Genomic DNA, 23,797 nt, shown 5'->3' on the forward strand with positions numbered 1-23,797 from the left:
GAATATCTAATATCTAATATCCAATAACGCCTTTGTCCTTCGATAAATAAAAAAGGGGCCACAACAGGGCCCCTTCCAATGAACAATGCTTAGCGACGTAAACCTAAGCGCTCAATCAGGGTTGCATAACGCTGATTGTCTTTACGCTTTAAGTAGTCCAACAATTTACGACGTTGGCTAACCATCCGTAATAGACCACGACGTGAGTGGTGATCTTTTGCGTGTTCTTTGAAGTGGCTTTGCAGTTCGTTAATGTTTGCAGTCAATAGTGCTACTTGAACTTCGGTAGAACCGGTGTCATTTTCGCCTTGACCATATTCTTTAACGATTTCAGCTTTTTGTGCCGCAGTTAGTGACATATATTACTCCTGATAAGTGAAAAATGTCAGTGCCGATCACTAATTCAGCACCAACGAAATCGCTGCAAATTATACGCACTTTATGCTTGCAGCGCAATCAATCTCGCAAATTCAATACCCGCTTGGGTTTCACCCAAAGGCCAGCTTCCGCTGGCCCAGTTGCAAGCGCCGGTGCTTGCAGTAAACCCATCCCAATAAACACCCCATCAGAGCTACGCAGTACTCGATAATGATCTGCGACAACTTCAGGTGGCTGCGTTAACTGAGCTGGATTGCCCAATAAAAACTTGGCGGCCTCAGCGGCCTCAACCGTTACCGTAGGCACTTGCTGGATAACCGTATCGTTAGCTAGCAATAAGGCGTCAATCGCAGCGTAATCCCCTTGTTCTGGATCCGTCTGTTCGGCGACGGCTGCCAACTCTTCGGCAGTATAAACGGGGCCGACCACACCTTCTATCCAGCTGCGGTGCAACTCAGCAACATGAGCTCCGCATCCTAAAGCCGCGCCCATGTCGTCGATAAGCGTACGAATGTAAGTGCCTTTTGAACAGGTCACGTCTAACACCAAGCGCGCTCCGTGCCACTCCACTAAGTTAATCTCGCGAATGGTAATAGCACGTGTTTTGCGCGGCACTTCTATGCCTAAACGGGCATAGTAATACAACGGCCTACCTTCGTGTTTTAACGCCGAATACATCGATGGGGATTGCTGTTGCGGGCCCGTGAATTGCTTAATAACTCGATCGATATCCGCTTGGGTTAAACGCTCAAGCAAAGCAGCATCGGCCTGCGCTACTATCTCACCTTCGCTGTCACTGGTGGTGGTGCGAATCCCTAAACAAGCTTCTACCCGATAGGCTTTATCCGCTTCTAAGGAGTAATGAGATACTTTCGTGGCTTCGCCAAAACACAACGGCAGTAGCCCGGTTGCAGCCGGGTCTAAAGCGCCAGTATGGCCTGCTTTGTTGGCATTTAAAAAACGCCGCACTTGTTGGAGTGCGGCGTTTGAACTGATATCACGGGGCTTATCAAGCAAAATCACGCCGCTGACATCGCGACCTGACTTTCTTCGTCCCATTAATCGTCTCCGTGGTCGTCTGTGGCTGCGGTATCGGCCGGCTTTGCAGTGGGGGCAGCATTGCCGCGACTTTCGTCACGTTTAATGGCCTCATCAACTAAGCGCGACATCCGAATACCTTCGTTCAAGGACGGGTCATGTACAAATCGTAGTTCGGGAATAATACGCGCCCGAATACGCTTGCCAAGTAATGAACGAATAAAGCCTGCGGCATCATTCAGTACTTTCAGCGCGGTTTTGATTTGCTCTGGCTCATCGTTGAAGAAAGTCACAAATACTTTGGTGTAAGCCAAATCCCGTGACACTTCTACTTCAGATACCGTCACCATACTCACCCGCGGATCTTTTATTTCGCGCTGCAGTATCATCGCTATCTCACGCTGATACTGCTGCCCTACTCTGTCGGTCCGACTATAATCTTTCGCCATAGGCGCTTATAAGCTCCGTTCTACTTGAACTGTTTCAAAGACTTCAATTTGGTCACCAACACGAACGTCGTTGTAGTTCTTCACGCCGATACCACATTCCATACCGTTGCGAACTTCTTGTACGTCGTCTTTAAAGCGGCGTAATGACTCTAACTCGCCTTCGTAGATAACTACGTTATCACGTAGTACCCGAATTGGAGCTGAACGTTTCACCACACCTTCGGTAACCATACAACCTGCAATAGCGCCAATCTTCGGTGATTTAAATACATCACGAACTTCAGCCAAGCCAATGATCTGCTGCTTGAACTCAGGCGCTAACATACCGCCCATAGCTGCTTTAACTTCGTCAATCAAATCATAGATAACACTGTAATAGCGTAAATCTACCGCGTCTTGCTCAATCAAACGCTTGGCTGAAGCATCAGCACGCACGTTAAAACCAATCACAATCGCGTTTGATGCACTGGCCAAAGATGCGTCGGTTTCAGTAATACCGCCTACACCGCTACCAATGATGTTCACTTTCACTTCGTTTGTAGAAAGCTTCTGCAATGAATCAGAAATAGCTTCTAGTGAACCCTGTACATCCGATTTAAGCACGATGTTCAGTTCTTGCACTTCGCCTTCTTGCATGTTCGCGAACATGTTTTCTAGCTTAGCTTTCTGCTGCTTAGCTAATTTAACTTCACGGTATTTGCCTTGACGATAGTTAGCTACTTCACGGGCCTTACGCTCGTCTTTAACTACGGTAGCTTCATCACCAGACTGTGGCACACCTGACAAGCCAAGAATCTCGACCGGAATTGATGGACCAGCTTCTTTCACTTCTTTACCTGTTTCATCGCGCATCGCACGAACTCGGCCATATTCTAGGCCACAAAGTACGATATCACCTTGGCGTAAGGTACCTTCTTGAACCAACACCGAGGCTACCGGACCGCGTCCTTTATCCAACCGTGATTCAATAACTATGCCTTTGGCCATGCCGGTCGCAACAGCTTTCAGGTCCAGCACTTCAGCTTGTAACAAGACCGACTCTAGCAACTGTTCAATACCGTCACCGGTATGCGCCGATACTGGTACAAACATCACATCGCCACCCCAATCTTCAGGGATAACATCGCGTTGGGCTAGTTCGTTCTTAACTCGATCTGGGTCCGCCGTTGGTTTATCCATCTTGTTGATGGCAACCACGATTGGTACTTGGGCGGCGCGAGCATGCTGAATCGCTTCAAGCGTTTGTGGCATCACACCATCATCAGCAGCTACCACCAAGATGACGATATCAGTCGCACTTGCACCACGCGCACGCATCGACGTAAACGCAGCGTGGCCTGGGGTATCGAGGAAAGTGATCATGCCATGATCCGTTTCTACGTGATACGCACCAATATGCTGGGTAATACCGCCAGCTTCACCTTTCGCCACTTTCGCTTTACGAATGTAGTCAAGTAACGAGGTTTTACCATGGTCAACGTGCCCCATTACAGTCACTACCGGAGCACGTGTAGTGGCATCATCGGCTGTATCTGCACCACGATCCGCCAACACTTCTTGCTCTAGTGCGTTTTCACTAACCAACACCACTTTATGACCCATTTCTTCAACGACCAACGAGGCCGTTTCTTGGTCTAGTACTTGGTTAATGGTCACCATTTCGCCCATTTTCATCATGGTCTTGATAACTTCGCTAGCTTTGACCGCCATCCGGTTAGCTAACTCACCAACAGTAATGGTTTCGCCTAGCTTAACGTCACGCTCTACCGGCGCGGCAGGTTTATTAAAACCATGCTGCAAGGTTGAACGCTTAGCACCTTTACGGCGTTTTTCACGACGCGGGCTATCATCACGTTCGTCATCTTTATGACGGCGTTGCTTACTTACTTTACGACGGCTGCGACGCTCTTCATCCACGTCTTGCTCGTCTTCAGCAGCTTGCGCTGTAGATGAGGTGGTAAAGTGAACATCTTCTTGTTCAGCTTTTTTACGCTTGGCTTCTTCTTCTTGCCAACGAGCTTCATTTTCTTCAGCTAAACGACGCGCTTCTTCAGCTTGACGCGCAGCTTCTGCTTCGGCCTTTTTACGGGCTTCTTCTTCTTGCGCCTTACGTAACCGCTCTGCTTCCGCTTTCGCTTCGTCAGCTTTCTGACGTTCTTCTGGCGTCATTGCTGCGCGCTTATCAGCTTCTGCTTTCGCTTTCGCTTTTTCTTTCTCTTTGCGAGCTGCTTCTTGCTTAGCTTTTTCTTCAGCTGCTTTTGCTTCCGCTTGAGCTTTGGCTGCGGCCGCTGCTTGCGCTTCTTCTTCTAAACGCTTCGCTTCAGCTGCTGCACGTTCTTGTTCAAGGCGCTCTTGCTCAGCTTTTTGCTGATCTTCTAAGGCCGAACGCTTCACGTACGTACGTTTCTTCCGCACTTCAACTTGCACCGACTTACTACGACCTGGGCCGCCGCCGATACTTAAGGTGCTTTTTTCTTTCCGCTTCAACGTCATTTTAGCCGGCTCAGTAGGGCCGTTGCCGCCATGGGCCTTGTTCAAATGCGTTAGTAATGCTTGTTTCTCGTCTTCGGTAACAGCGTCGCCAGGCTGTTTTTTCATACCAGCCTCGGCAAACTGTTGCACCAAACGATCAACTGTCGTACCGACATCTTTGGCTAGCTTATCCAGCGTTACTTCTTCCATAGTCAGTTGTACCCCCGTTGATCTTATTCTTCGTCACCGAACCAGCAGATATTACGCGCTTGCATAATCAATTCTCCGGCTCGTTGTTCGCTTAACTCTTCAATTCCAGCCAAATCATCAATGCCCTGCTCGGCTAATAGCTCGAGACTAGTCACACCTTTGCTTGCTAACACAAAGGCTAAATGACGATCTAAGCCCTCTAAGTTAAGCAATGATTCATCTGGCTCTGCACTCTCTAACGACTCTTCTGTGGCTAATGCACGAGTTGTTAGTACCGCTTTCGCGCGGCTGCGTAGCTCTTCAACAATATCTTCGTCCATCCCCTCAATTTCCAGTAATTCATCTACTGGAACATAAGCGATTTCTTCTAACGAGGAGAAGCCTTCGTCAACTAATACGCTGGCAAAATCTTCGTCAATGCCAAGGTTCTTAGTGAACAAATCAAGTACTTTCTGTGCTTCAGCTTCGTTCTTCTCAGTAAAGTCAGCAACGGACATCACGTTCAACTGCCAACCCGTTAGCTGACTGGCTAAACGCACGTTTTGCCCAGCTTTACCAATGGCTTGGGCAAGATTGCCTTCTTCTACCGCGATATCCATGGTGTGTGCTTCTTCGTCAACCACAATCGCTGCGACTTCGGCCGGTGCCATTGCGTTAATAACGAATTGGGCTGGATTATCATCCCACAACACGATATCAACGCGTTCGCCACCTAACTCACCGGAAACTGCTTGAACCCGCGCGCCACGCATACCAACACAAGCGCCAACAGGGTCAATCCGACGGTCATTGCTCTTCACGGCGATTTTCGCGCGTGAACCAGGGTCACGAGCGGCACCACGAATCTCAATCATTTCTTCGCCAATTTCTGGCACTTCAATGCGGAAAAGTTCGATTAAGAAGTCCGGATGGGTACGGCTAACAAATAATTGCGCACCGCGTGCTTCAGGACGCACGTCAAACAGCACGCCACGAACTCGGTCGCCGGCGCGAACTGATTCGCGTGGCAACATGTCTTCACGATAAATAATCGCTTCAGCGTTGTTACCAAGATCCAAAATCACATGCTCACGATTGGCGCGTTTGACCGTACCTGTCACCAGCTCACCCACTTGATCTTGATATTCTTCAACTACTTTAGCGCGCTCAGCTTCGCGTACTTTCTGTACGATCACCTGCTTGGCGGTTTGAGTGGTAATGCGATCAAACTCAATCGAGTCGATTTGCTCTTCAACATAATCGCCGGCTTGTACTGAGTCGTCCTCGTACTGGGCCGCAGCTAAGCTGATTTCGCGATAAGGGTGCTCTAGCGGTTGTTCGCTATCATCCACCACTAACCAGCGGCGAAACGTATCAAATTCGCCAGTTTGGCGATTAATGCTGACGCGTACTTCGATATCGCCTTCGTATTTTTTCTTTGTTGCGTGCGCAAGTGCTGATTCTAATGCTTCGAAAATCTTTTCTTTCGATACATCTTTTTCGTTAGAAACTGCTTCTGCAACCAATAAAATTTCTTTTGCCATTGTTCTGCCTCGCCTACGCAATCCTTAGTTAAACTGAGGAACTAAATGAGCTTTCTTAATGGATGACTGCGCTACTTTCAGGGCTTCACCATCAACGTTAAATTCTACGTAATCGCCATCAACAGCAGCAATTACACCTTTAAATTTGCGTTTACCTTGCTGTGCTACAGTTAATTCTACCGCAGCGGTCTCGCCAAGGTAGTCTGCATACTGACTCGCGTTGAAAAACGGACGTTCCATACCTGGCGAGGATACTTCTAAAAAGTATTCCGTGCTGATAGGGTCTTCTACGTCTAAAATTGCGCTTACCTGATGGCTTACCGCCGCACAGTTATCAACGCTCACGCCATCGGCATGATCAATATAAACACGTAAGGTTGAATGTTTACCTGCCCGCACAAATTCCACGCCCCAAAGGGTGAAATCTAAAGCAGCTACTGCAGGTTCTAACATCTCAAATAAACGATCTTCAACTCGAGCCAAGTTTGCCAACTCCTAAAAACAAAAAAAGGGCGTCATCGCCCAGTGTTATTGACTGCCAATTCATTGTATTAAGGGCGTTTATACCAACGTCTTACGCTTAACACAGATGCTGCAGCAGAGGTCACATAGTAAAAAGCCCCGAACTGCTGCGGGGCTTTTAGAACACTGGACCCTTTGTAATTGGTTGCGGGGGCAGGATTTGAACCTACGACCTTCGGGTTATGAGCCCGACGAGCTACCAGACTGCTCCACCCCGCGTCCGAAAACGAATCCATATTATAAAGATTTTGGCTACAAACGCAACCGTAGCCGTTGTAAATTTGGTGCGGATGGCGGGACTTGAACCCGCACGCCCTAAAGCACTACCCCCTCAAGATAGCGTGTCTACCAATTCCACCACATCCGCAAATCTGTTACTAACTCAGCACCACTAACGAACCCTACTCAGAGGTCTTAGTTTGACCCTGGCACGTCGCTATCGTTGCTTGGTACTGTCGGCACTTCTTCTTGCATCATGTCTAAGTCATCAAACTGGCTGCCTGCATCGCCATTACCGGCGGCTAGGTTACCAAGAACCAGACTCAACACAAAAAAGATAACCGCTAAAATAGCTGTGGTACGAGTTAAAAAGTTACCCGAACCGCTTGAGCCAAACACAGTATTTGATGCGCCTGCACCAAAAGAAGCGCCCATATCGGCACCTTTACCATGTTGAATCATCACAAAGCCGATCAACATCAAGGCTACGATGAGATAAACGATTAGAAAAATCTCGTACATAATTTAATTACTCCGGGCCTGAGCTGCAGTACAAATCGCCACGAATTGTTCGGGCTGTAAACTTGCACCGCCAATCAAACCACCATCAATATCAGCTTCAGCAAACAGTTCTGAAGCATTATCAGCCTTCACGCTGCCACCGTACAAAACCTGTACTGCGGCGCCTGCCGACCCAAATTTTTCTTGCAGCCAGTGCCGTATAAAACCATGCACTTCTTGCGCTTGCGCTGGCGACGCTGTTAATCCCGTGCCAATCGCCCAAACTGGCTCATAAGCCACCACGAGGCGTTCGCATGCAGACACTTGCGCTAAGGCTTCACTAAGCTGCGCCTCGACCACGGCAAAGGTTGCCCCTTGTTCACGTTGTTCGGCACTTTCACCCACACACAGCACAGCGGTAAAACGTGAATCAGCTAGCACTTGACCTAGTTTCTGAGCGATCCGAGCTTCCGAATCACCGTAACACTGGCGGCGTTCAGAATGACCAATCAGTACCCATTGCGCGCCAGCTTCATGCACTAGCGCTAAACTATGCTCACCAGTGTGCGCACCATCAGCATGTTCATTCACATCCTGCGCACCTAACGCAACCACACCCGGTTGCGCTTGCCACACCGGCAATAATACTGCAGGTGGACAGACGACCACAGTCACGTCCGCGTAGTGCGCCTGCTGTTGTTGCAGGGCCTCACTTAATTCAGCAACTAATGCGCGGTTGCCGTTCATTTTCCAGTTAGCTATCACTAACGGTTGGCGTTGCATCGGAACCTCTGACTTCATTGAGAGCGGCGAGATATTACATAACCTCGCCGAAACTTACAAGCGGTGAATGACGATTTGTTAACGAACTGATTAATTACTAGCCGCTTCTACTTCGCTAGCAATTTCTTCAGCATACGCGCGCACTTTATTGCCATCCTGACCTTCGACCATGACTCGAATGAGCGGCTCGGTACCAGACTTACGCAATAACACCCGGCCGTTATTACCCAGCGCTTGCTCTACTTCACTTACTACCGCTTGCACATTAGCCGCAGCTAACGGATCGGTACCGGCGGTAAAGCGTACGTTGATCAAGGCTTGCGGCGCTTTTACCAAGGGTGCCAGCAACTCGTCCAAGCTGCGTTGCTCACGCTGCATCGCCGTCAAGACCTGCAATCCAGCAATAATACCATCACCGGTACTATGAAATTGGCGATTAATAATATGGCCAGAATTTTCACCGCCAATGCGCCAATCACGTTTGACCAACTCTTCCATCACGTAGCGGTCGCCTACTTTGGCACGCACAAACGGAATCCGACGGTCAGTAAAGAATTTTTCTAGGGCGAAATTACTCATCAAGGTTCCGACAATACCGCCTTGCAACAAACCATCTTGCTGCGCCGCTCGGGCCAGAATAAATAACACATCATCGCCGTCAACAATGCGCCCAGTAGCCGTCACCATCATGATCCGATCGCCGTCGCCATCAAGCGCAAAGCCCAAGTCAGCTTTACGCGCTAACACTTCGTCGCGTAGTGCATCTAAATGAGTGGCGCCACATTTTTCATTAATATTGATGCCGTTCGGTTCAGTGCCAATTTCCCAAATATCTGCACCTAGCTCACGCAACACATCGGGCGCTATGTGGTAGGTTGCGCCATGGGCACAGTCCACCACAATCCGCATCCCTTTGAGCGATAAATCAGAAGGAAACACGCTCTTGCAAAACTCAATATAACGCCCAGGCGCATCATCAATGCGGCTAGCTCGTCCCATGTGCTCAGACGGCACACAAACAAGCGGCTCATCTAACAGACGCTCAATTTCTGCTTCGACATGGTCTGGCAGTTTACTACCTGAGTCGGAGAAAAATTTAATCCCGTTATCGTAATAAGGATTATGTGAGGCACTGATAACAATGCCCGCAGCAGCACGGAAATTACGCGTGAGATAGGCTACCGCTGGCGTTGGCATCGGTCCCAAAAATTCAACACTGACGCCGGCTGATAACAACCCCGCCTCGAGGGCAGATTCCAACATATACCCAGATAAACGGGTATCTTTACCTACCAATACACGCTGATTGCCACTGGCCGACAGCACGGTACCAGCTGCCCAACCCAGTTTCACCGCGAAATCCGGAGTGATAGGGAAATCACCTACTCGACCACGCACCCCGTCGGTGCCAAAATATTTACGCTGACTCAACAGTTTTCTCCTGCCAAGGTTGCTGCAACCACCTGCATTGCATCAACCGTTTCCTTGACATCATGAACACGGATAATCCGTGCGCCCTTCATTGCCGCTATCGTTGCCCCAGCAATACTGGCTGCTAGGCGCTCTGCTACCGCTCGTCCGGTCACCTGACCTAACATGGATTTACGCGATAGACCGATTAGTAATGGCAATTGCAATTTATGCAGCGCTTCAAGTCGCTGCAACAGTTGGTAATTATGCCCTAGGCTCTTGCCAAAACCAAAGCCTGGATCCAAATAAATGTTTTGTTTTTGTATTCCAGCTTGTGTGCAAAGGTTAACACGCTGCTGTAAAAACTCACTCACCTCAGCTACCACGTCATCGTATTGGGGTTGCTGCTGCATCGTTCGCGGCTGGCCTTGCATGTGCATCAAGCAGACTAATACCGCGGGATGTTGTGCTAACAGCTCCACTGCACCCTCTTCGCGCAAGGCATTGACGTCGTTGACCATGGTCACGCCAGCCGCGATGGCTTCGCGCATCACCGCCGGTTTAGTAGTGTCTACGGATAACTTCACGTCAAACCGTTGGCGCAGCGCTGTCACTACCGGAGTGACTCGTTCCAGTTCGGCCTCTACCGCCACCGCAGCGCTGCCAGGACGGGTAGATTCGCCGCCAATATCTAACCAACTGGCACCAGCCGCAAGCATCTGCTCAGCCTGGCGTAAAGCCGCATCTAAATTGTTAAAACGACCACCATCAGAAAACGAGTCAGGCGTGACATTTAAAATGCCCATCACCTCGATTGGCGCACTCATCAATTGGGTTCCTTATCGCTATTCATTCAGATCAAACTGGGTAAAAAAAAGCCCCGACTTGCGGGGCTTTATCTGCTTAGCTCGCCGATGAATTATCTGCTGGTTCTGCACCAGGCGAAACATCATCTGCTTTGGCTGAACTGTCACCATCTTTGTTGCTGTTAGAGCGTTGCTGCCAATCACGTGGCTCACGCACATCACGGCGATTCATCAAATCATCGATTTGATCCGCATCAATGGTTTCATATTTCATTAATGCGTCTTTCATGGTGTGTAGAATATCTACGTTTTCTTCCAAAATACGTTTAGCTCGATCGTAGTTACGATCAATAAGCAGCTTCACTTCTTGGTCGATGGCACGTGCGGTATCGTCAGACATATGTTTGTGCTGAGTGACCGAGCGGCCCAAAAAGACTTCGTTTTCATCATCAGCATAGAGCAACGGCCCCATTTTTTCTGACAAGCCCCATTGCGTCACCATCTTACGTGCAATTTGTGTAGCCCGCTCAATGTCGTTCGAAGCACCGGTCGTGACTTTCTCAAATCCATAGATGATTTCTTCTGCCAAGCGGCCCCCAAACAAACTAGAAATCATACTTTCTAGGTACTGCTTAGAGTGACTTACGCGATCTTGTTCCGGCAGGTACATGGTCACCCCAAGCGCTCGTCCACGCGGGATAATCGACACCTTATAAACAGGATCATGCTCTGGCACCAAACGTCCGACAATCGCGTGACCCGCTTCATGATAGGCCGTCATAGCCTTCTCATCTTCGGTCATCACCATCGAGCGGCGCTCTGCCCCCATCATGATCTTGTCTTTAGCCTTTTCAAACTCTTCCATAGCAACAACTTTCTTGTTGGTACGGGCAGCAAATAACGCTGCTTCGTTCACTAAGTTAGCTAAATCTGCACCAGAAAATCCTGGCGTACCGCGCGCAATTAACGAGGCATCGACATCTTTGCCCAGTGGTACTTTACGCATGTGTACTTTCAATATCTGCTCGCGTCCGCGCACATCCGGTAAACCAACCACTACTTGGCGGTCGAACCGACCTGGACGTAACAGCGCCGGGTCCAAGACATCAGGGCGGTTGGTTGCGGCAATCACGATAATACCTTCGTTGCCTTCAAAACCGTCCATCTCTACCAGCATTTGGTTAAGAGTCTGTTCACGCTCGTCATGACCACCACCTAAGCCGGCGCCACGCTGGCGACCTACCGCATCAATCTCATCGATAAAGATGATGCAAGGTGCTGACTTCTTCGCTTGTTCGAACATGTCACGTACCCGCGAGGCACCCACACCAACGAACATTTCTACGAAATCAGAACCTGAGATAGAGAAGAAAGGCACCCGTGCTTCACCGGCAATAGCTTTGGCTAGCAAGGTTTTACCTGTACCTGGTGGCCCCACCATCAACACGCCTTTAGGAATTTTGCCACCTAGGTGTTGGAACCGAGTCGGATCTTTCAAATAATCCACCAGCTCGCTGACTTCTTCTTTGGCTTCGTCACAGCCGGCCACGTCTGCAAAGGTCGTTTTAATCTGGTCTTCACTCATCAAGCGAGCTTTGCTTTTGCCAAACGACATAGCGCCCTTACCACCGCCACCTTGCATTTGTCGCATGAAGAAAATCCACACGCCAATCAGCAATAACATCGGGAACCATGAAATGAAGATCGAAGCCAAAATGCTTGGCTCTTCAGGTAGCTTGCCGTTAACTTCTACGTTGTTATCCAACAAGTCATTCAATAAGTCAGGATCCGATGCGGTTGGGATGACCGTGGTAAAATTTTCACCCGTACGCGACTGCGCTTTGATAACGCGGCCGTCGATGTCAACTTTGCGCACCCCACCGTTATGCACTTGCGTGATAAATTGGCTGTAAGCAACATTCGAGTTACTTGCGCCACCGGGACTAAAACTGTTAAATACCGTCATAAGTACGACGGCGATTACCAGCCATAAAATCAGATTTTTTGCCATATCGCTCAAAGCCGACTACCTCTTGTTTGCATTTGTAGCACGCCCTACAGGGTACTACAGTTTATAACCTGTCGCTACCAGATACACTTCTCTAGAACGTGCCCGAGAAGAATCTGGTTTACGCGTGCGCACAACTTTAAATGCTGCTCTAACTGCCTTTAGATATTCTTCAAAGCCTTGCCCATGAAAAACTTTGACCACAAAGCTACCATTTGGTTTGAGTACTTGATGGCACATTTCTAAGGCCAACTCTACCAAATAGATGGCGCGCGGCTGGTCCACGTTGTCGTTGCCGCTCATGTTAGGCGCCATATCCGACAATACTACATCTACGTTCTTACCGCCGATTCGGTCCAATAACGCATTTAAAACTGCTTCTTCACGAAAGTCACCCTCTAAAAAGTCGACTCCGGCGATTGCGTCCATCGGTAGAATATCACAAGCAATAACTTGACAGTTACCCTGCAGGGTATCCACGACATATTGTGACCAGCCCCCAGGGGCCGCTCCTAAGTCTACTACCGTCATACCTTGGCGCAATAAGTTATCGCGCTTTTGTATTTCGTCTATTTTAAACACAGCACGCGAGCGCAAACCCTGCTTTTGCGCTTTTTGTACATAATGATCACTAAAGTGCTCTTGCAGCCAACGCGTACTGCTGGCCGAACGTTTTTTACCCATTTCTTTTCCACCAAACTGGCTTATTCTACCCAGATGGCGGTAGAATAGCGTAAATTCAAGTCATACGTAGGATATATATTACATGGCAACGGCTTTAACCTTAAGCAATAAGCAAAAACAACACCTGAAAAGTTTAGCTCATTCACTCAAACCTGTCGTTTTATTAGGTGGTAATGGCCTTACCGAAGGCGTGATGGCAGAGATCGAACTGGCCCTTGAACACCACGAGTTGATTAAAATTAAAGTGCCAGAAGAAGAACGCGAAGTACGTGAACAAATTTATACCACCATCGTTGCTCACACCCAGGCTTATCGGGTGCAGGTGGTTGGTAAAATCTTAACCCTGTACAAACCAAGCCAAGCCAAAAAGATCAGCTTACCTAAAGCTTAATCCGCTTGACTTGCCTCGTTCGGCTGCGCCGTTGCCAGTGCTTTCGCTACCTGGTTCAGTGCAGCCGACAAAATTAATGCCTCGCCTCGCTTCTTAAAATAAGTTTCTGACATCAATTGCCGATTGGTTTCGGTCTTAGGTAAATTGTAGCGCTCAAGCACCGGGTCAATTCGATTAATAGCTTCTATCGCTAAATTCATGGCCTGATTCTGTTGATACAGCGGGGTTGACTCATTCAGTTCCCCCAACTGTCCCACGGTTGGGTAAAATAAATCTTCATAAGGCGCGAATAACCAATCTAGCGACACCCTGTGTCGTAACAAACCTGCAATGATAGGATCGAAGTTAACCGACCCGCGCCGCTTCCAGTTAGCTATGGAGCTTGGCTTAATCCCCAGCCAGCGCATGATACCACTTGCTGAACGCTCACCAGAGATCAGCGCCAGACGCTCCATTACGGTATCCACATCAGGTATTTCCAAGTTGCTTTTAATAGGGTTCTGTGGTCTATTTTCGTTTAAGTCATTTGGCATTTAATTGCTTTTATCTATGTCATTTGACACAGAAAGACCTTCTTATGAATTATTTTTGAACTCGCGGCGCACGCCAAGTGCACCGCCCAGGAAAAGACTCAATATACTGATGGATAGCGCAAAAATCAAAAAGGAATTAAGACGTCGCGGCTTCGATTATTCGATGCTGGCCGAAGCTCTTAATAAAAGTCCTTCTCTTATTTCAAAAGTGGTTGCCCGCAAGGCCAAGTCACAGCCTGTGGCACTGGCCATCGCCAAAGCGTTAGAACTTGAGATTGAGGAAGTATTTCCCGATGTTGAGGCTTATCACCATAAGCCACTAACGCCCGCTGAGCGCGAACAGAAACAACAAGAATTAAAAGCCTTGCTAAATAAATAGTCAGGCAGAGAGACTGCAAACCTTTGCCCAAACAAAAAAACCTAGCTCGCGCTAGGTTTTTTTGTAAATTTTACTCAGCTATTAAAGGTATTTCACATCAACAACTTCGTATTCAACATCACCACTTGGCGTAGTGACCATCACGGCATCATCAACTTGCTTGCCAATCAAGGCGCGAGCAATCGGTGAGTTCACTGAAATCAAATTTTGCTTAATGTCAGCTTCATCATCACCAACGATGCGATAGGTCACTTCTTTATCGGTGCTGGTGTTATAGATGGTCACAGTAGCCCCGAAAATCACCTTACCTTGGTTAGGAACCTTGGTTACATCAATCACTTGAGCATTGGAAAGTTTTGCTTCAATTTCTTGAATGCGTCCCTCACAGAAGCCCTGCTGCTCTCGCGCCGCGTGATATTCAGCGTTTTCTTTCAAATCACCGTGTTCACGAGCATCGGCAATCGCCTGAATGATCCGTGGCCGGTCTTCTGATTTTAAACGCTGTAGTTCCTCCCGCAGCATCTCTGCGCCGCGGGTGGTCATTGGTATTTGACTCATTGTGCTAAAACCCTTTTGTGCAATGCTTGTAACGAATTAACGCGGGCGCGGTCGTCCGCGGTATTAGCCTTAACTGTGGCAAACGCTGCATTTAATGTGGTGGTATAAATAACTTTATTCAAGAGGGCTTCGCGACGAATATAAACCGAATCTTGAATCGCTTGGCGACCTTCGACGGTATTAATAATGTAGCTGTATTCACCGTTCTTGATAGCATCGACAATATTCGGCCGGCCCTCTTGTAGCTTGTTCACAACGGAGCAAGCTAAGCCCTCGTCGTTGAGTAGTTTGGCGGTGCCGCGGGTGGCTTCTAGAGAAAACCCAAGCCCAATAAGGCCGCGCGCCAACTCGAACAAACGACTTTTATCACTATCTCGCACTGAAAGTAAAGCTTTACCCGCTTTAGCTAAGGCTTCGCCAGCACCTAAGTTAGCTTTGGCATAGGCTTCTTCAAAGCTTTCGCCAACCCCCATAACCTCGCCGGTAGAGCGCATTTCTGGCCCACGAATGGGGTCTACCCCTTGGAACTTAGCAAAAGGTATCACCACTTCTTTAACCGAGTAGTAGGGTGGAATCACTTCTTTGGTAAAACCTTGGCTAGCCAGAGATTGTCCAACCATCACCCGCGCTGCGATTTTTGCTAACTGCAAGCCAGTCGCTTTAGATACAAACGGTACCGTGCGGGCTGCTCGCGGGTTAACTTCAATCAAATAAACTTCGTCGTCTTTAATCGCAAACTGGGCATTCATAAGGCCATTTACGCCTAATTCAAACGCCAACTTGCGCATTTGCTCACGCAGCTCGTCTTGAATCTTGTCACTTAACGAATAAGGCGGTAACGAACAGGCTGAGTCACCCGAGTGAACACCCGCTTGTTCGATGTGCTGCATGATGCCGCCGATTAACACATCTTGACCGTCACAAATGGCATCAACATCTACTTCAATGGCATTATCAAGGAAGCGATCCAGCAGCACCGGCGCAGAGTTAGAGACTTTCACCGCGTCAGTTAAATAGCGCAGTAAATCAGTTTCATCATAAACGATTTCCATCGCTCGTCCGCCTAACACATAAGACGGCCGCACTACCAACGGATAACCAATCCGATCGGCTTCGCGAAGGGCTTCGTCTACCTTGGTGACGGTTGAGTTTTCTGGCTGCTGCAGACCTAATCGACGCACCGCGTTTTGGAACCGTTCCCGGTCTTCTGCACGGTCAATGGCATCTGGCGATGTACCAATAATAGGCACGCCGTTAGCCTCAAGCTCACGCGCTAATTTTAACGGAGTTTGACCGCCATACTGCACAATCACGCCTTCTGGTTGTTCTACCCGAACAATCTCAAGGACGTCTTCTAGGGTGATAGATTCAAAATACAAGCGATCTGAGGTGTCATAGTCCGTGGATACGGTTTCTGGATTACAGTTGACCATAATGGTTTCGTAACCATCTTCACGCATGGCTAGCGCTGCGTGCACACAACAGTAATCAAACTCGATGCCTTGGCCGATACGGTTAGGGCCGCCACCAATCACCATGATTTTCTTGTTATTGGTAGGCGCTGCCTCGCATTCCTCGTCGTAGCTAGAATACATGTAGGCAGTATCAGACTTAAACTCCGCCGCACAAGTATCCACCCGCTTATACACCGGATGCACTGCTAAATCCCAACGTCGGCGACGGATTTCAGCTTCAGCAACATCCAATAAATCTGCAATACGCTTATCGGCAAAGCCTTTGCGCTTAAGCAAACGTAACGTGCGTTCATCTAAGCCAGCCATACCTAGCGTTTGAATCTCAGCTTCCAGCAGCACTAACTCTTCAATCTGAATCAGATACCATTCGTCAATGCGGGTCAGCTCAAACACTTCGCGCACTGTCATACCTAAACGGAACGCATCGGCAATATAGAAAATCCGCTCGGCGCCTGGCTCTTTAAGTTCACGAATCACTTTACCGCGGGCCGCAGGGTCGTTGACATCCACCATAGGATCAAAGCCAGACACACCAATTTCGAGTCCGCGCAACGCCTTCTGTAGAGATTCTTGCTGGTTACGACCAATCGCCATCACTTCGCCCACCGATTTCATCTGGGTGGTGAGACGGTCGTTACAACCGGCAAATTTCTCAAAGTTAAAGCGTGGGATCTTAGTCACGACGTAATCCAACGCTGGCTCAAACGAGGCTGGCGTTACGCCGCCGGTGATTTCATTTTCTAATTCATCCAGGGTATAACCTACCGCCAATTTAGCGGCTACTTTAGCAATCGGGAACCCTGTTGCTTTCGAGGCTAATGCAGATGAGCGCGATACCCGTGGGTTCATTTCGATAATAACCATACGTCCGGTATCTGGATCGATCCCAAACTGCACGTTTGAGCCCCCGGTTTCCACGCCAATTTCACGCAATACCGCCATCGCCGCATCACGCATCAGCTGATATTCTTTGTCGGTCAGGGTTTGCGCTGGGGCAACGGTAATAGAGTCACCAGTGTGGATGCCCATCGGGTCGAAGTTTTCGATGGCGCAGACAATAATGCAATTGTCTTTTTTGTCGCGCACCACTTCCATTTCATATTCTTTCCAACCAATCAATGACTCATCAATGAGCAATTCTTTAGTCGGTGATAAATCTAAGCCGCGCCGACAAATTTCTTCAAACTCATCGCGGTTATAAGCGATACCACCACCGCTGCCGCCCATGGTAAAGCTTGGGCGAATAATCACCGGAAAACCTAACCGTTCTTGAATTTCAAAGGCTTCTTGGAGGTTATGCGCAATTTCAGCATTTGGCGTTGCTAGGCCGATTTTTTTCATCGCTTTATCAAAACGATCACGGTCTTCCGCTTTGTCGATGGCATCTGCGTTAGCGCCAATCATTTCTACGTTATAACGCTCTAACACGCCGTGCTTGTCTAAATCTAGCGCACAATTGAGCGCAGTTTGTCCGCCCATGGTTGGCAAGATGGCATCTGGCCGTTCTACTTCGATGATTTTGGCAACCACTTCCCAATGAATCGGCTCGATGTAAGTGACATCAGCCATTTCTGGATCGGTCATGATAGTCGCTGGATTAGAGTTGACCAGGATAACTCGGTAACCCTCTTCACGCAGCGCCTTACAGGCTTGCGCGCCAGAATAATCAAACTCGCAGGCCTGGCCAATAACAATCGGCCCAGCGCCTAAAATCAGAATACTTTTGAGGTCGGTACGTTTTGGCATAATTATTGGCTCATCAATTCGATAAAGTGATCAAACAAGGGTGCGGCGTCATTCGGGCCCGGACTTGCCTCGGGATGCCCCTGAAAACTGAAGGCTTTCACATCGGTGCGCGCAATACCTTGTAAGGTGCCATCAAACAACGATTTGTGAGTCGCTTTAAGATGCGCAGGCAAGGTTGCCTCATCTACCGCAAACCCATGGTTCTGGCTGGTTATCATCACTCGACCAGTCGCTAAATCTTGTACGGGATGATTGGCACCATGATGGCCTAACTTCATTTTAATGGTGGTAGCACCACTGGCTAACGCCAACAATTGATGGCCCAAACAGATACCAAAAATCGGCACTTGTGCCGCAATAATTTCCTGAATAGCCTTGATGGCGTAATCGCACGGCTCAGGGTCGCCGGGGCCATTTGATAAAAATACTCCGTCCGGTTGCAGCGCTAACACGTCTGCCGCCGGAGTTTGCGCAGGTACCAAAGTCACTTTACAGCCACGATCCACTAACAAGCGCAAAATATTGCGTTTGCAGCCATAGTCGTAGGCGACCACATGAAACCGTTGCTCAGTTAATTCTTTAAAACCTTCACCTAAGCGCCAGCTGCCGCTGGTCCACTCCACTGGCGTACGAATGGTCACTTCTTTGGCTAAATCTAAGCCTTTTAATCCAGCAAAACCTTGTGCTAGTTCTAACGCCTTGGCTACGTTGATATCGCCGGCCATGATGCAGCCGTTTTGCGCACCTTTCTCACGGAGGATACGAGTTAGTTTGCGCGTATCGATATCAGCAATACCCACCACATTGCGTTGCCGTAGATAATCAGCTAACGATTGCTCGCGACGGAAATTACTGGCTTTAAGCGATAAATCTCGGATAACTAGGCCTTTAGCCCAAACTCGATTGGATTCTTCGTCTTCGTGATTAGTGCCGTAATTGCCGATGTGGGGATAAGTGAGGGTAACAATTTGTTCAGAATAAGAGGGGTCAGTAAGGATTTCTTGATAACCGGTCATGGCGGTATTAAAAACAACTTCACCAACCGCGGTTCCGCCGGCTCCTATTGCCGTGCCGTGAAAAACAGTTCCATCGGCAAGTACCAAAATGGCTTTACTTGCTGAGTGGCTCGCTAGAATACTCAAGGTTAACCTCCGTACATAAAAAAACGGGTGAATCAATAATTTGACTTCCCCGTTGATTACCTTGCACCAGCGTCTGGTATTTGGATTTTTAACCAGCCAAACACCTCTGGAGTGCGCGTTTCAGCTTGCCCGAAAACTTACTGGCAAATTGGCGGTATTCTACAGAAATATTAGCTTAACGTAAACCAGAAATTACTCTTTCAGTAAGCTTACAGAAGGTCTTGTAATAAGGCTTTTAATTGCAACATATCCGCCATGCTATAACGGCCGGCCGACTGCTGCTGCAGCCACTGTGCTGCTTGCACTGCACCTTGGGCAAAAATATGCCGGTCGCCAACCCGGTGAGTTAGCTCTAAGCGCTCGCCCGGCTGCGCAAATAAGACCGTGTGCTCACCAATAATATCGGCCGCTCGTACCACCGCAAAACCAATCGACCCAGGTTGACGTAAGCCATCACCACGTACACCAGCACTAACATCAGTTAGCTCCACCCCGCGCCCTGCAGCTGCACTAGCACCTAAGGCCAGTGCGGTACCCGACGGACCATCGCGCTTGGCACTATGATGCGCTTCAATGATTTCAATATCCGTGTGCGGCAGAGCTGCCGCAGCGAGCTGCACCAGCTGTCGCAGTAACGTGATACCAACACTGGTGTTAGCTGCATACAATACCGGAATCTTTGTCGCTGCTTGATCGAGCGCCTGCTGATGGGATTCGCCCAAACCCGTCGTACACACCACAATGGGAACTTGTAATCGCTGCGCTAACGCTAAATTAGCCGACAGCGCTTGCGGTAAAGAGAAGTCAATAAGCACCTCAACTTGGCCGGCTTGCAGTTCATCGGCGTGCTGAAAGCAGACACCGCCATCAGCATCATTAGCGCGAATAGGTTGTCCATAACGGGACGACTGCTGACTTACCACAGCGGCGGTTACGGCGACCTCGAGACGTTTTGCCGCCACGATCACCGCCTGCCCCATGCGCCCACTGGCACCTAAAATACCTACTTTCAAACCCATCCGATAATCCTTCATGCGCTGTCGCCACAGCCTTAACTTGCTGAGCTTAACTTGCTGAGCTTAACTTGCCGAGCTTAGACTAAATGCCATCAATACTAGCCTAGTTGGGCCTTAGCGTCATCATCTGCGCTCTGTTGCTTGCGCCCCAACACCACTGCCACCGCCATATCACCGGTCACATTGGTTGCGGTACGCGCCATATCTATAATTCTGTCGATGGCCGCGATAAATGCAATACCCTCTAACGGCAACCCAATCGCATTGAGAGTGACGGTTAACATCACCATCGCCGTACCTGGTACACCAGCCGTTCCTACCGACGCAAGCGTGGCAGTTAAGGTGATCAGCATATAGTCTGCCCAATCCAACGGAATGCCATAAATCTGTGCGATAAAGACCGCAGCAATGGCCGGATAAATCCCGCCACAACCGTCCATGTTAATGGTGGCACCAAGAGGTAACACAAAACTTGCATACTCTTTTTGGACACCTAGTTTTTCAGTGATAGCTTGGTGTGCGGCCGGAATCGTGCCAAAACTACTACAGGTTGTGAAGGCCACCAATTGCGCTGAAAACACCGACTTAAAAAAGAACCAAGGCGACATCCCAGCTAACCGTACCATGGTGCCGTACACCAACAGAATATGCAGTAAACAGGCGAGATAAATGGCTCCAATAAAAGCGGCCAAAGGGGTTAAGCTGGCTAATCCGTAGTGGCCCACCACCCACGCCATTAACCCTAAGACCCCAAACGGGGTCAGTTCTAACACCATTTTGGTGATCCGATACATCACCTGTGCACCGGCGCTCATCACCGCGGCTACCGGCTTAGCGACCTCACCCAACTGATTGATGGCTACCCCCACCAACGCGGCAAACACCACGATTTGAATCACGTTACCCTCAGCCAAAGCAGCAAACGGATTGGTCGGAATAAAACTCAACAGTACCTCAATGGGCCCAGGCACTACTTTCGGTTCATAGTTACTATCGGCGACTAAATCAGGTGACGGAGTAATATCCAATAACTGTGCTACCGATAGCCCAATGACACTGGCAATAACGGCTGTAAGTAAGAACAAACCTATGGTTTGCATCCCAATTTTACCAGCCTTTTCGCCGCTACCTAACTGTAAAATAGCACTCACAATGGCAAAGAAAATCAGTGGCGCTACCAACATCTTTAACGCATTGATAAAGAGCGTTCCCAGCGGCCGTAACGCTTGCGCAATGTCAGGGTGAATCACACCAATCAGCACGCCCAGTGCAAAAGCACCCAGCACGCGTTGCCAGAAGGGAATTGCAAACCAAGCCTTAATCATAACACCTCATTAGTTCATCGCAGCTACCAGCAACCAGCCAGCCGCCGCCAATAAGTACTTTACATGCTGATATTCTACTAACGCTGTGAGCAAAGCTTTAGTTCAATCTCGACTTACATATAACCGAAATGAGATGTACCGAGATAAAGTTCAGAGAATGCCGTTAGACGATGAGCCTTCCGTGGCTACTAGAATTAGAGTTTACAGTTGGCTTTAGGGGCACTTTGATAGACGCCCATCACCTCAGGAGCATAGGCTTCAATGGCATCAATACGAGATTGGGGTGAAGGGTGTGTCGATAAAAATTCAGGCCCGCCGGCGCCGCTTACACGCGCCATGTTTCGCCAGAGATCCGCCGCCGCTGCGGGATTGTAGCCAGCTGCAGCCATGTAATCCAGGCCCAACTGGTCGGCTTCGCTTTCATGTACCCGTGAGTAAGGCAACAGCACCCCTAGCTGGGTGCCAATACCTAAGGCCGCCATCACTAAGGCAGCATCTTTGTCTTCTAGCTTAGTTGACGCTACCACGGCACCTATTTGCAAGCCTAGCCCCACGGCAAACTGATTCGACATGCGCTCGTTACCATGGTCAGCGATCACGTGCGCAATTTCGTGCCCGATCACCGCCGCCAATTGATCTGGAGTTTCGGCAACTTTCAGTAAGCCCGTGTACACGCCAATGTTTTCGCCCGGTAGGGCAAACGCATTCACATCATCACTGGCAAATAGGTTCACTTCCCAGGTTTTACTGCGCCAAGGTTCAGGTAGCACGGCCAACAAGTCATTAGCCACACAGCGTACGTAATTAACCTCACGGGTGTTCGTGCTAAGTGGCTGCTGTTGTTTCAGCTCGGCATAACTTTGGTCGCCTAACGAGGCAATTTCGCCGCTCGAGAACATAATCAATTGCTTACGTCCGGTCGGCGATTGCGTGCAGGCAACCAACAAACCAATCACTACGGTTAAGCTTAGTGCTATTTTCATCCAGCGCATAAGAGGTGCTCCCTGACTATTCTGAATGGCTCAGAAATCTGCTGCTAGCATCAGCTTAACCGCAGTTGTACTAGCCGCGCAAGTCATCAAAGAATTTACGCACGCCGTCAAAAAAGCCTTTTTCTTTGGGACGATACTTAGCAGCTTCGTCGCCACTGCCCATCGACTCTTCTAACTCGGCTAGTAACTCACGTTGACGCTCTGACAAATTCACTGGGGTTTCGATAACCACCTTACAAATCAAATCGCCAACAGCACCGGTGCGCACGGATTTAACGCCCTTACCACGCAGGCGTAATAACTTACCTGTTTGGGTTTCGGCCGGTACTTTCAGTTTTACTTTACCTTCTAGCGTCGGCACCTCGATGTCGCCACCTAAGGCAGCTCGAGTAAAGCTAATCGGCACTTCGCAGTACAGATTATTGCCGTCACGCGCAAAAATCTTGTGTTCACGCACATGCACTTGCACGTACAAATCACCCGCCGGAGCGCCCATTTCGCCGGCTTCACCCTCACCACTTAAGCGGATCCGGTCACCGGTATCAACGCCAGCTGGAATTTTCACCGACAAGGTCTTGGTGCGTTCCACTCGGCCTTCACCATGACAGGTGCGGCATGGATCTTTAATCACCTTACCGCGGCCACGACAATGGGGACAAGGTTGTTGCACAGCAAAAAAGCCTTGGCGCATTTGAATATGGCCACTGCCATGACAATGACCACAGGTTTCAGCGCTAGAGCCAGCTCGGGCGCCGCTACCATGACAGTCGTCACAGGTGCTTAATTTAGGAATTTTTAGCTCTACTTCTTTACCGCGTACCGCCTCTTCTAAGCTCAGCTCTAGGTTGTAGCGTAAGTCGGCTCCCCGTTGCGATTGCGCATGGCCACGTCGACTACCACCGCCAAAAATGTCACCGAACACATCACCAAAAATATCCCCAAAATCAGCACCGCCACCGCCGCCGCCAAAGCCACCTTGACCTTGTTCAAAAGCTGCATGACCATACTGATCGTAAGCCGCGCGCTTTTGCGGGTCACTGAGAATTTCGTAGGCCGCTTTAACTTCTTTAAACTTGGTTTCGAGGTCTTTATCACCTTTGGTACGATCCGGGTGATACTTCATCGCTAACCGCTTATAGGCCTTTTTGATGTCGCGTTCGCTGGCATCTTTACTTACTTCCAGCACTTCATATAAATCTATTTTCGACATAATGGTGTGATTTCCACGTTCCTTTTA

Annotated in this window: 22 protein-coding genes and 2 tRNA genes; 2 read left to right on the forward strand and 22 right to left on the reverse strand. The window is 49.1% G+C overall.

All coding sequences use genetic code 11. The annotated features are described in order from the left end of the window. Positions 1-89: 89 nt before the first annotated feature. The 14 genes from rpsO to rlmE form a co-directional block, all read right to left on the reverse strand. Positions 90-359 carry a 30S ribosomal protein S15 gene (gene rpsO / locus KGF88_RS06925; RefSeq protein ID WP_110074789.1) on the reverse strand — a complete coding sequence of 90 codons (270 nt, stop codon included), beginning with the start codon at positions 357-359 and terminating at the stop codon, positions 90-92. Positions 360-456: 97 nt separating this feature from the next. Continuing rightward, the gene (truB, locus tag KGF88_RS06930) at positions 457-1,437 is read right to left on the reverse strand and encodes a tRNA pseudouridine(55) synthase TruB (RefSeq protein WP_153825778.1); all 981 of its coding nucleotides are present in this window, start codon (positions 1,435-1,437) and stop codon (positions 457-459) included. After that, the gene (gene rbfA / locus KGF88_RS06935; protein WP_110074791.1) at positions 1,437-1,865 is read right to left on the reverse strand and encodes a 30S ribosome-binding factor RbfA; all 429 of its coding nucleotides are present in this window, start codon (positions 1,863-1,865) and stop codon (positions 1,437-1,439) included. The genes truB and rbfA overlap by 1 nt, the downstream gene beginning before the upstream one ends. Positions 1,866-1,871: 6 nt before the next feature. After that, positions 1,872-4,547, reverse strand: a complete 2,676-nt coding sequence (gene infB / locus KGF88_RS06940; protein WP_153825779.1) for a translation initiation factor IF-2 — start codon at positions 4,545-4,547, stop codon at positions 1,872-1,874. A 23-nt stretch (positions 4,548-4,570) separates the two neighbouring features. Beyond that, a complete protein-coding gene (gene nusA / locus KGF88_RS06945) occupies positions 4,571-6,070 on the reverse strand; it encodes a transcription termination factor NusA (RefSeq protein WP_110074793.1) in 1,500 nt (499 codons plus the stop codon). Between the two features lie 24 nt (positions 6,071-6,094). After that, positions 6,095-6,553, reverse strand: a complete 459-nt coding sequence (gene rimP, locus KGF88_RS06950; protein ID WP_110074794.1) for a ribosome maturation factor RimP — start codon at positions 6,551-6,553, stop codon at positions 6,095-6,097. Between the two features lie 181 nt (positions 6,554-6,734). After that, positions 6,735-6,811, reverse strand: a tRNA-Met gene (locus KGF88_RS06955). Positions 6,812-6,874: 63 nt separating this feature from the next. Then, positions 6,875-6,959, reverse strand: a tRNA-Leu gene (locus KGF88_RS06960). Positions 6,960-7,006: 47 nt separating this feature from the next. Further along, positions 7,007-7,333 carry a preprotein translocase subunit SecG gene (gene secG, locus KGF88_RS06965; RefSeq protein ID WP_110074795.1) on the reverse strand — a complete coding sequence of 109 codons (327 nt, stop codon included), beginning with the start codon at positions 7,331-7,333 and terminating at the stop codon, positions 7,007-7,009. 3 nt (positions 7,334-7,336) lie between these two features. Continuing rightward, positions 7,337-8,095 (reverse strand): triose-phosphate isomerase, encoded by a 759-nt coding sequence (gene tpiA / locus KGF88_RS06970; RefSeq protein WP_153825780.1) that lies wholly within the window; start codon positions 8,093-8,095, stop codon positions 7,337-7,339. Between the two features lie 90 nt (positions 8,096-8,185). Then, complete coding sequence (glmM, locus tag KGF88_RS06975; RefSeq protein ID WP_153825781.1) at positions 8,186-9,526, reverse strand: phosphoglucosamine mutase; 1,341 nt, start codon at positions 9,524-9,526, stop codon at positions 8,186-8,188. After that, positions 9,523-10,332 carry a dihydropteroate synthase gene (folP, locus tag KGF88_RS06980; protein ID WP_153825782.1) on the reverse strand — a complete coding sequence of 270 codons (810 nt, stop codon included), beginning with the start codon at positions 10,330-10,332 and terminating at the stop codon, positions 9,523-9,525. The genes glmM and folP overlap by 4 nt, the downstream gene beginning before the upstream one ends. A 76-nt stretch (positions 10,333-10,408) precedes the next feature. Then, positions 10,409-12,331 carry an ATP-dependent zinc metalloprotease FtsH gene (ftsH, locus tag KGF88_RS06985; RefSeq protein WP_110074798.1) on the reverse strand — a complete coding sequence of 641 codons (1,923 nt, stop codon included), beginning with the start codon at positions 12,329-12,331 and terminating at the stop codon, positions 10,409-10,411. A 45-nt stretch (positions 12,332-12,376) separates the two neighbouring features. Beyond that, entirely contained in the window at positions 12,377-13,003 is a 627-nt protein-coding gene (gene rlmE, locus KGF88_RS06990; protein WP_153825783.1) for a 23S rRNA (uridine(2552)-2'-O)-methyltransferase RlmE, read from the reverse strand. An 82-nt stretch (positions 13,004-13,085) separates the two neighbouring features. Between rlmE and yhbY the strand changes: the two genes are divergently transcribed. Further along, positions 13,086-13,394, forward strand: a complete 309-nt coding sequence (yhbY, locus tag KGF88_RS06995; RefSeq protein WP_153825784.1) for a ribosome assembly RNA-binding protein YhbY — start codon at positions 13,086-13,088, stop codon at positions 13,392-13,394. Here yhbY and KGF88_RS07000 read toward each other — a convergent pair. Then, positions 13,391-13,861: a hypothetical protein gene (locus tag KGF88_RS07000; protein ID WP_153825785.1), complete on the reverse strand. Its 471-nt coding sequence runs from the start codon at positions 13,859-13,861 to the stop codon at positions 13,391-13,393. The genes yhbY and KGF88_RS07000 overlap by 4 nt on opposite strands. Positions 13,862-14,036: 175 nt before the next feature. Between KGF88_RS07000 and KGF88_RS07005 the strand changes: the two genes are divergently transcribed. Continuing rightward, positions 14,037-14,306 carry a helix-turn-helix domain-containing protein gene (locus KGF88_RS07005; protein WP_162014444.1) on the forward strand — a complete coding sequence of 90 codons (270 nt, stop codon included), beginning with the start codon at positions 14,037-14,039 and terminating at the stop codon, positions 14,304-14,306. Between the two features lie 81 nt (positions 14,307-14,387). On the opposite strand, the gene greA is transcribed toward KGF88_RS07005, so the two are convergent. The 7 genes from greA to dnaJ all read right to left on the reverse strand — a co-directional run bounded on the left by greA (position 14,388) and on the right by dnaJ (position 23,770). Further along, on the reverse strand, positions 14,388-14,864 hold the full coding sequence (gene greA, locus KGF88_RS07010; RefSeq protein ID WP_110074803.1) for a transcription elongation factor GreA: 477 nt from the start codon (positions 14,862-14,864) through the stop codon (positions 14,388-14,390). Beyond that, positions 14,861-18,085 carry a carbamoyl-phosphate synthase large subunit gene (gene carB, locus KGF88_RS07015; protein WP_153825787.1) on the reverse strand — a complete coding sequence of 1,075 codons (3,225 nt, stop codon included), beginning with the start codon at positions 18,083-18,085 and terminating at the stop codon, positions 14,861-14,863. Before carB ends, greA begins: the two co-directional genes overlap by 4 nt. Positions 18,086-18,087: 2 nt before the next feature. Further along, the gene (gene carA, locus KGF88_RS07020) at positions 18,088-19,227 is read right to left on the reverse strand and encodes a glutamine-hydrolyzing carbamoyl-phosphate synthase small subunit (RefSeq protein ID WP_110074805.1); all 1,140 of its coding nucleotides are present in this window, start codon (positions 19,225-19,227) and stop codon (positions 18,088-18,090) included. 209 nt (positions 19,228-19,436) lie between these two features. Further along, positions 19,437-20,246, reverse strand: coding sequence for a 4-hydroxy-tetrahydrodipicolinate reductase (gene dapB, locus KGF88_RS07025; RefSeq protein ID WP_153825788.1), 810 nt, complete (start codon positions 20,244-20,246; stop codon positions 19,437-19,439). Positions 20,247-20,341: 95 nt separating this feature from the next. Beyond that, the gene (locus tag KGF88_RS07030) at positions 20,342-21,568 is read right to left on the reverse strand and encodes a dicarboxylate/amino acid:cation symporter (protein WP_110074807.1); all 1,227 of its coding nucleotides are present in this window, start codon (positions 21,566-21,568) and stop codon (positions 20,342-20,344) included. A 194-nt stretch (positions 21,569-21,762) separates the two neighbouring features. Next, positions 21,763-22,560: a M48 family metallopeptidase gene (locus KGF88_RS07035; protein WP_153825789.1), complete on the reverse strand. Its 798-nt coding sequence runs from the start codon at positions 22,558-22,560 to the stop codon at positions 21,763-21,765. A gap of 70 nt (positions 22,561-22,630) precedes the next feature. Next, complete coding sequence (gene dnaJ / locus KGF88_RS07040; RefSeq protein ID WP_153825790.1) at positions 22,631-23,770, reverse strand: molecular chaperone DnaJ; 1,140 nt, start codon at positions 23,768-23,770, stop codon at positions 22,631-22,633. Between the last annotated feature and the right edge of the window lie 27 nt (positions 23,771-23,797).

The organism is Idiomarina loihiensis (assembly GCF_024584785.1).
In the GTDB taxonomy this organism is placed as follows: Bacteria; Pseudomonadota; Gammaproteobacteria; order Enterobacterales; family Alteromonadaceae; genus Pseudidiomarina; species Pseudidiomarina fusca.

Coding starts and splice junctions, on each gene's coding strand:
- rpsO (WP_110074789.1), bottom strand. CDS start 359: ATGTCACTAACTGCGGCACAAAAAGCTGAAATCGTTAAAGAATATGGT.
- truB (WP_153825778.1), bottom strand. CDS start 1,437: ATGGGACGAAGAAAGTCAGGTCGCGATGTCAGCGGCGTGATTTTGCTT.
- rbfA (WP_110074791.1), bottom strand. CDS start 1,865: ATGGCGAAAGATTATAGTCGGACCGACAGAGTAGGGCAGCAGTATCAG.
- infB (WP_153825779.1), bottom strand. CDS start 4,547: ATGGAAGAAGTAACGCTGGATAAGCTAGCCAAAGATGTCGGTACGACA.
- nusA (WP_110074793.1), bottom strand. CDS start 6,070: ATGGCAAAAGAAATTTTATTGGTTGCAGAAGCAGTTTCTAACGAAAAA.
- secG (WP_110074795.1), bottom strand. CDS start 7,333: ATGTACGAGATTTTTCTAATCGTTTATCTCATCGTAGCCTTGATGTTG.
- tpiA (WP_153825780.1), bottom strand. CDS start 8,095: ATGCAACGCCAACCGTTAGTGATAGCTAACTGGAAAATGAACGGCAAC.
- folP (WP_153825782.1), bottom strand. CDS start 10,332: ATGAGTGCGCCAATCGAGGTGATGGGCATTTTAAATGTCACGCCTGAC.
- rlmE (WP_153825783.1), bottom strand. CDS start 13,003: ATGGGTAAAAAACGTTCGGCCAGCAGTACGCGTTGGCTGCAAGAGCAC.
- yhbY (WP_153825784.1), top strand. CDS start 13,086: ATGGCAACGGCTTTAACCTTAAGCAATAAGCAAAAACAACACCTGAAA.
- KGF88_RS07005 (WP_162014444.1), top strand. CDS start 14,037: ATGGATAGCGCAAAAATCAAAAAGGAATTAAGACGTCGCGGCTTCGAT.
- greA (WP_110074803.1), bottom strand. CDS start 14,864: ATGAGTCAAATACCAATGACCACCCGCGGCGCAGAGATGCTGCGGGAG.
- carB (WP_153825787.1), bottom strand. CDS start 18,085: ATGCCAAAACGTACCGACCTCAAAAGTATTCTGATTTTAGGCGCTGGG.
- dapB (WP_153825788.1), bottom strand. CDS start 20,246: ATGGGTTTGAAAGTAGGTATTTTAGGTGCCAGTGGGCGCATGGGGCAG.
- KGF88_RS07030 (WP_110074807.1), bottom strand. CDS start 21,568: ATGATTAAGGCTTGGTTTGCAATTCCCTTCTGGCAACGCGTGCTGGGT.
- KGF88_RS07035 (WP_153825789.1), bottom strand. CDS start 22,560: ATGCGCTGGATGAAAATAGCACTAAGCTTAACCGTAGTGATTGGTTTG.
- dnaJ (WP_153825790.1), bottom strand. CDS start 23,770: ATGTCGAAAATAGATTTATATGAAGTGCTGGAAGTAAGTAAAGATGCC.